Genomic DNA, 5824 nt, shown 5'->3' on the forward strand with positions numbered 1-5824 from the left:
GGGGTCGTCCTCGTCCGGACCGTTCCTCGGCTGGCCGACGAACTACCACGTGGTGACCAGCTCGTACGGGATGCGGTTCCACCCGACGCTGCACTACTGGCGGCTGCACGCCGGGACCGACATCCGCACGTACTGCGGCACGCCCATCTACGCGGCCCAGAGCGGCTACGTCGAGCAGGCGCACTACACGTCCGGCGGCGGCAACAACGTGCTCATCAACCACGGCTCGTACCAGGGTGACAACGTGATGTCCCGGTACCTGCACCTGACCTACGACACCGTGAGCGTGGGCGAGAAGGTCGGCAAGGGCGAGATCATCGGCTACTCCGGGTCCACGGGGACGTCGGCGGCGTGCCACCTGCACTTCGAGGTCTACGTCAACGGCAGCACCACGGACCCGATGGGCGGCTGGCTGAACTGACGTCCCGCCGGGCGTTCGCGCGGCGAGGAAATGCCCTGGCCGCGACGCCAGGCTCCCGTATCCTGGGTCGTCGCGAGACCGCGAACCCGGGAGGAGGAGACCGTGTCCAACAAGGCCAAGGGCGCCAAGAAGAAGCAGGGCGACCCGCGCACGATCGTGGCGAACAACAAGAAGGCCCGCCACGACTACGTGATCGAGGACGTGGTCGAGGCCGGGATCGTGCTGTCCGGCACCGAGGTGAAGGCGCTGCGCATGGGCCGTGCGTCGCTGCTCGACGGGTACGCGGCGATCGACAACGGCGAGGCGTGGCTCGAGAACGTCCACATCCCCGAGTACTTCCAGGGGACCTGGAACAACCACGCTCCGCGCCGCAAGCGCAAGCTGCTGCTGCACCGCGACGAGATCGACCGGCTGGGCGTGAAGTCCCGGGAGAAGGGGCACACGCTCGTCCCGCTGAGCCTGTACTTCCTGGACGGCCGCGCCAAGGTGGAGATCGCGCTGGCACGCGGCAAGAAGGAGTACGACAAGCGGCAGACGCTGCGCGAGCAGCAGGACATGCGCGAGGCGCAGCGCGCCATCCGGCACCAGGAGCTGCTCGGCTGAGCGGGTCCTCCTCGCGGCACGGCCGGCGGAAATAAGGGCGCACCCGCGGTGGTTGATCCACTAGACTGGACGACGTCGGCACGGTTCGCCGTGACCGCCGGGGTCGGCAGACCCGGTTTGAAAAATGCATAGGGGCTGATCGGTTTCGACGGTGGTCGTGCTTCGAGGAGAAGCGGGCCGAGGATGCAGGCTCATCTCGTGAACGCTTGCCTGCAAACCTATAGGTGCCGATAACAAGCGCACCGACTTCGCCCTCGCCGCCTGAGCGAGCTCCGAAGTCCGTGAGCCCGGGATTGCTCTCGACCCGGTAGCTCACGTCATCTAGAGAGCCACTGCTCGTCGCCCTCGTCACCGGGGCGGCGGGGACTCCAAGGTGACTGGGCCCGTCCGCACCTTGTCTGCGTGAGTGCGGGGGCCGAGAAAATCATAGCAGACTGCGCCCGGAGAAGTCCTCGAATAGCGCCACCGGACCCGGGTTCGATTCCCGGCAGCTCCACCCCTGCGAACAGGCGGGCCACCCCTCGGTGGCCCGCCTGTCGTGCGTCCGGGCGGGAGCGGAGCGACCCATTGCTTCGGAGCCCGAACATTCCTAGGGTGGCCGGATGCCGTACGCCGCCGACGTCGTCCCCGCCCCCGTGTCCGTGCGCGCCGACGGAGAGGTGCTGTCCCTGCGCGACGGCGCTCGGGTCGCCGCCGACCCGGACCTGCGCGCCGCCGCCCGGTGGTGGCGCCGCGCGAGCGAGGACGCGTTCGGCCTGGACCTGGTGCCGACGGGCCCCGGCGAACCGGACGCGGACGTGACCTTCGGCGTCGACACCGCCGTCCCGGCCGGCGGCTACCGCGTGACCGTCGCCGACGGCGGCGGTCACGCCGTCGTGCGGGTCGCGGCGGGCGACGCCGCGGGGGCGCACGCGGCCGCGCAGACGCTGCGGCAGCTGGCCGGCCCCCAGGCGTTCCGCCGCGCCGGCCGCGCTGCCCTCGCGCTGCCCGTCGTGACCGTCGACGACGCGCCCCGGTTCGGCTGGCGCGGCGTGCTGCTGGACGTCGCGCGGCACTTCCTGCCGAAGGCGGACGTGCTGCGCTTCGTCGACCTCGCCGCCGCCCACCACCTCAACGTGCTGCAGCTCCACCTCACCGACGACCAGGGATGGCGGATCGAGGTGGAGCGGTACCCACGGCTCACGGAGGTCGGGTCGTGGCGGCGTGAGTCGGGCGTCGGCACCTGGCGCGCCGAGCGCTACGACGGCCGGCCGCACGGGGGCCACTACACGCGCGACGACCTGCGGGAGATCGTGGCCTACGCGCGCGAGCGCGGCGTCACCGTGGTCCCCGAGATCGGCTCGCCCGGCCACGTGCAGGCGCTGCTCACGGCCTACCCCGAGCTGGCCGCGCGCCCCGGCACGCACGAGGTGCGCACCACCTGGGGCATCAGTCAGGACGTGATCGACCCGTCCGACGCCGCGGTCGACTTCTTCGCGGGCGTGCTCGACGAGGTGTGCGAGGTCTTCGACTCGCCGTTCGTCGCGCTCGGCGGGGACGAGGTGCCCACGACGGCGTGGCGCGAGCGTCCCGACATCGTGGCGCGCGCCGCCGAGCTCGGCCTCGTCGGCCCCGACGGCGAGGGCGACGTGGCCCGCCTCCACGGGTGGTTCCTCGCGCGGCTCGCCGAGCACCTCCGGGCGAAGGGGCGCCGCGCCGTCGTGTGGGACGAGGCGTTCGGGCCCGACCTGCCGCGCGACGTCGTGGTCACCTGCTGGCGCGGCCACGCCGTGGCCGCCGACGCCCTCGCCGCCGGGCACGACGTCGTGATGGCCCCCGAGCAGGAGGTGTACCTCGACCACCGCGCTGCCGACGGCGACGACGAGCCCGTCCCCGTCGGCTTCGTGCGTACGGTCGCCGACGTGCGGGCGTTCGAGCCGCTGCCGGCCGGGCTGCTGGAGGCGCGCCCCGAGCTGGCCGGCGACCTGCCGGGCACGGTGCTGGGCGCCCAGGCGCAGCTCTGGAGCGAGCACCTCGACTCGGCGCGGCGGGTCGACTACGCGGCCTTCCCGCGCCTCGTCGCGTTCGCGGAGGCGGTCTGGAACCCCGCGGCGCCGGGCTTCGACGAGCGGCTGCGCGACGGTCACCTCGCCCGGCTCGATGCCGCGGGCGTCGAGTACCGTCCCCTCGACGGGCCGCGGCCCTGGCAGCAGCGCCCGGGGGTCGCGGGGTGGCCGCGGGACCTCGACGCCGAGCGCGCGGCCGCCGGCTGGGCCGGGATGGGCGGCTGGGTCGAGGGGCGCGACGGCGCGGAGCCGGGGGAGCAGCCGGGCCGGGGGTGAGCCGGAGCAAGCCGCAGCAGCGGCCGACCGGTCAGCGGCCGGCGGGCACCGGCTCGGGGGCCTCGTCGGGCGAGGCGGGGTGCGGTGCGTCCGGGTCGCCGGGGCCGTCCTCGCCCGGGCGGTCCGTCGGGCCGCCATCGGCCCCGGCCTCGGGCCGCGTGCGCCTGCGCAGCCAGCGGTAGCCGAGGTAGCCGATCCCGCCGAGGGCGAGCCACGGGAGCAGCACGCCCAGCACCAGCACGACCGTCTGGACCGTCGTGACGAGGGCGCCCCAGCCCGAGGCGAGGCCGCCGAGGAACCCGCCGCGCGACTGGGCCGCGGCGACCGGCTCGGGCACGATCTCGACGTCGAGCGTCGACATCGCCACCTGGTCGGACAGGCGCTGGCGCTGCGCGGTGAGCGCGTCGAGGTCCGCCTGGCGCTCGGACAGCTCCTGCTCCACCTGGAGCAGGTCCTCCGTGCTCCCGGCGGACTTCATGAGCTCGCGCAGCCGGTCCGTGGAGGTCGTCAGCGCGGCGATGCGGGCGTCGAGGTCCTGCCCCTCGCTGGTGACGTCCGTGCTGTCCACGTCGACGCTCTCGACGGTGCCGAGCTTGTCGAGGGCTTCGACCGCGCCCGTCATCCGGTCGGAGGGAACCCGCACGGTCAGCGACGCCGATCCCGGGGAGTCGTCGGTGGCGGCCGTCTCCGAGCGCCGCTCGACGCGGCCGCCGGCCTCCTCGACCAGTCGCGCGAGCCGCGTCGCCGCCGCCGCCGGGTCGTCCGCGACGACGGTCGCGCGGCCGGTGGTGACGATCTCGCGGGCCGCGGCGGCGCCGGGCTCCGCGGCGCTCTCCGCGACGGACGCCCCCGCCGCCTCCTCGGGGGCGACGGCGTCCGCGACGGCGCCGCCGGCCTCCACGCCGGAGGACGCCCCGCCCGAGTCGGCACCGCCCGACGAGCAGGCCGTCATGACCAGCAGCAGCGTCGCTGCCAGCACCGTGCGGAGCGGTGCGCGGCGGGTCCGGGCCTGGCGCGGGGTGGCGGGCATGGCTCAGAGCGTAGGGCGCGGCGGCGTCGCGTCCGCGGCGGGCCGCGCGATCGTGACCCGACCGTGGCGAGACCGTGACCTTGGCCGATGTCGTCCTGCCGGTCGTCCCGCCGTCGTCCTCTCGTCGGGCTGTCGTGGTCCTCCGAGGCCTCGGCACCGGCCGTCCGTCACGATCCGGTCACACCTGTCGGAGCGCGGGGGATCGCGGATTGACAGAGGGCTAGTTAAGACGCTGTACTAACAAACATGTCCACGCCGACGACGCGCACAGCACGACGGGGTCTGGGTGCCGGCCTGCGAGCCACCTCCAAGGTGCTCCCCGAGCACGCCCGGGCGCACAACCGCTCCCTGGTGCTCCAGCACCTGTTCCACGAGGGGCCGACCTCCCGGGCCGACCTGGCGCGAGCCACCTCCCTGACCCGCGTGACCATCTCCGACCTGGTGAACGTCCTCCTCGCCGAGGGGCTCGTCGAGGAGCTGGGCGTGCAGCCCGGCCGCCGCGTCGGCAAGCCCGCGATCCTCGTGGGGATGCGCACCGACGCCTACCAGATCGTGGCCGTCGACCTGTCGGACGACGCCGTCATGCGCGGCGCGGTCATGACGCTCACGGGCGAGGCCGTCGTACGCCGCTCGCTGCCGGTCGCCGGGCAGGTCGGCGACGAGCTCGTGGACCTGCTCACCCGCTTCGCGCGCACGCTGATCTCCGCCGCGACGCGCCCCGTCATCGGGGTGGGCGTCGGCTCGCCGGGCGTCGTGGACGACTCCGGCCGCGTCGTCGAGGCGCCCAACCGGCAGTGGACCGACCTGCCGCTGGCCGCGATCCTCACCGACCGGCTGGCCCTGCCTGTCCACGTGGCCAACGACGCGAACTCCGCCGCCCTCGGCGAGTACACCTACGGCGGCGCCGCCGACTCCATGCTCGTCCTCACGGTCGGGCAGGGCGTGGGCGCCGGCGTGATGGTGGACGGCTCCCGGGTGCACGGCTCGGCCGACGCCGCGGGCGAGCTCGGCCACGTCACGGTCGTGGACGACGGGGAGCTGTGCGCCTGCGGGCGCCGCGGCTGCCTCGAGACCGTGCTCGCCGCCCCCGCGCTGCGGCGCGCCGTCGCCGGGCTGGACCCGGCCGCAGCCGACGAGGCGCTCGCCGGCGTCGGCCGCACCCTCGGCGTCGCGCTCGCGCCCGTCGTGGGCGCCCTGAACCTCGGCGAGGTGCTGCTCAGCGGCCCCGCCGACCTGCTCGACGGCGCGCTGCGCACCGCCGCCCTGCAGACCCTGACGGACCGCACGATGCCGGCCACGGCCGCCGGGCTGCGGTTGCGGATGGCCACGCTCGACGAGGACGTCGTCCTCGCCGGTGCGGCCGTCCTGGTGCTGGCCGCCCAGCTCGGCGTCTCCTGACCCCGACGAACTGCCCGCACCGCGCGCGCCGCCCCCGGCACCTCGTCGCGG

General features: G+C 74.6%; 5 protein-coding genes and 1 other RNA gene. 5 read left to right on the forward strand and 1 reads right to left on the reverse strand.

Annotation, left to right across the window (positions count from 1 at the left end):
* The 4 genes from ACFWEK_RS18020 to ACFWEK_RS18035 form a co-directional block, all read left to right on the forward strand.
* The coding region (locus ACFWEK_RS18020) for a M23 family metallopeptidase (RefSeq protein ID WP_430554915.1) at positions 1–421 on the forward strand (421 nt) is incomplete at its 5' end.
* A gap of 102 nt (positions 422–523) precedes the next feature.
* Positions 524–1024, forward strand: a complete 501-nt coding sequence (smpB, locus tag ACFWEK_RS18025; RefSeq protein WP_430546890.1) for an SsrA-binding protein SmpB — start codon at positions 524–526, stop codon at positions 1022–1024.
* 131 nt (positions 1025–1155) lie between these two features.
* Positions 1156–1523, forward strand: a transfer-messenger RNA (tmRNA) gene (gene ssrA, locus ACFWEK_RS18030).
* A gap of 103 nt (positions 1524–1626) precedes the next feature.
* A complete protein-coding gene (locus tag ACFWEK_RS18035) occupies positions 1627–3345 on the forward strand; it encodes a beta-N-acetylhexosaminidase (protein WP_430554916.1) in 1719 nt (572 codons plus the stop codon).
* A gap of 31 nt (positions 3346–3376) precedes the next feature.
* Here ACFWEK_RS18035 and ACFWEK_RS18040 read toward each other — a convergent pair whose 3' ends face one another.
* Positions 3377–4375 (reverse strand): DUF4349 domain-containing protein, encoded by a 999-nt coding sequence (locus ACFWEK_RS18040; protein WP_430554917.1) that lies wholly within the window; start codon positions 4373–4375, stop codon positions 3377–3379.
* A 246-nt stretch (positions 4376–4621) separates the two neighbouring features.
* On the opposite strand from ACFWEK_RS18040, the gene ACFWEK_RS18045 reads away from it, so the two are divergent.
* The gene (locus ACFWEK_RS18045; protein WP_430546893.1) at positions 4622–5773 is read left to right on the forward strand and encodes an ROK family protein; all 1152 of its coding nucleotides are present in this window, start codon (positions 4622–4624) and stop codon (positions 5771–5773) included.
* Positions 5774–5824 lie beyond the last annotated feature (51 nt).

The sequence above is a fragment of the Isoptericola sp. NPDC060257 genome (assembly GCF_042726645.1).
Lineage (GTDB): Bacteria > Actinomycetota > Actinomycetes > Actinomycetales > Cellulomonadaceae > Isoptericola > Isoptericola nanjingensis.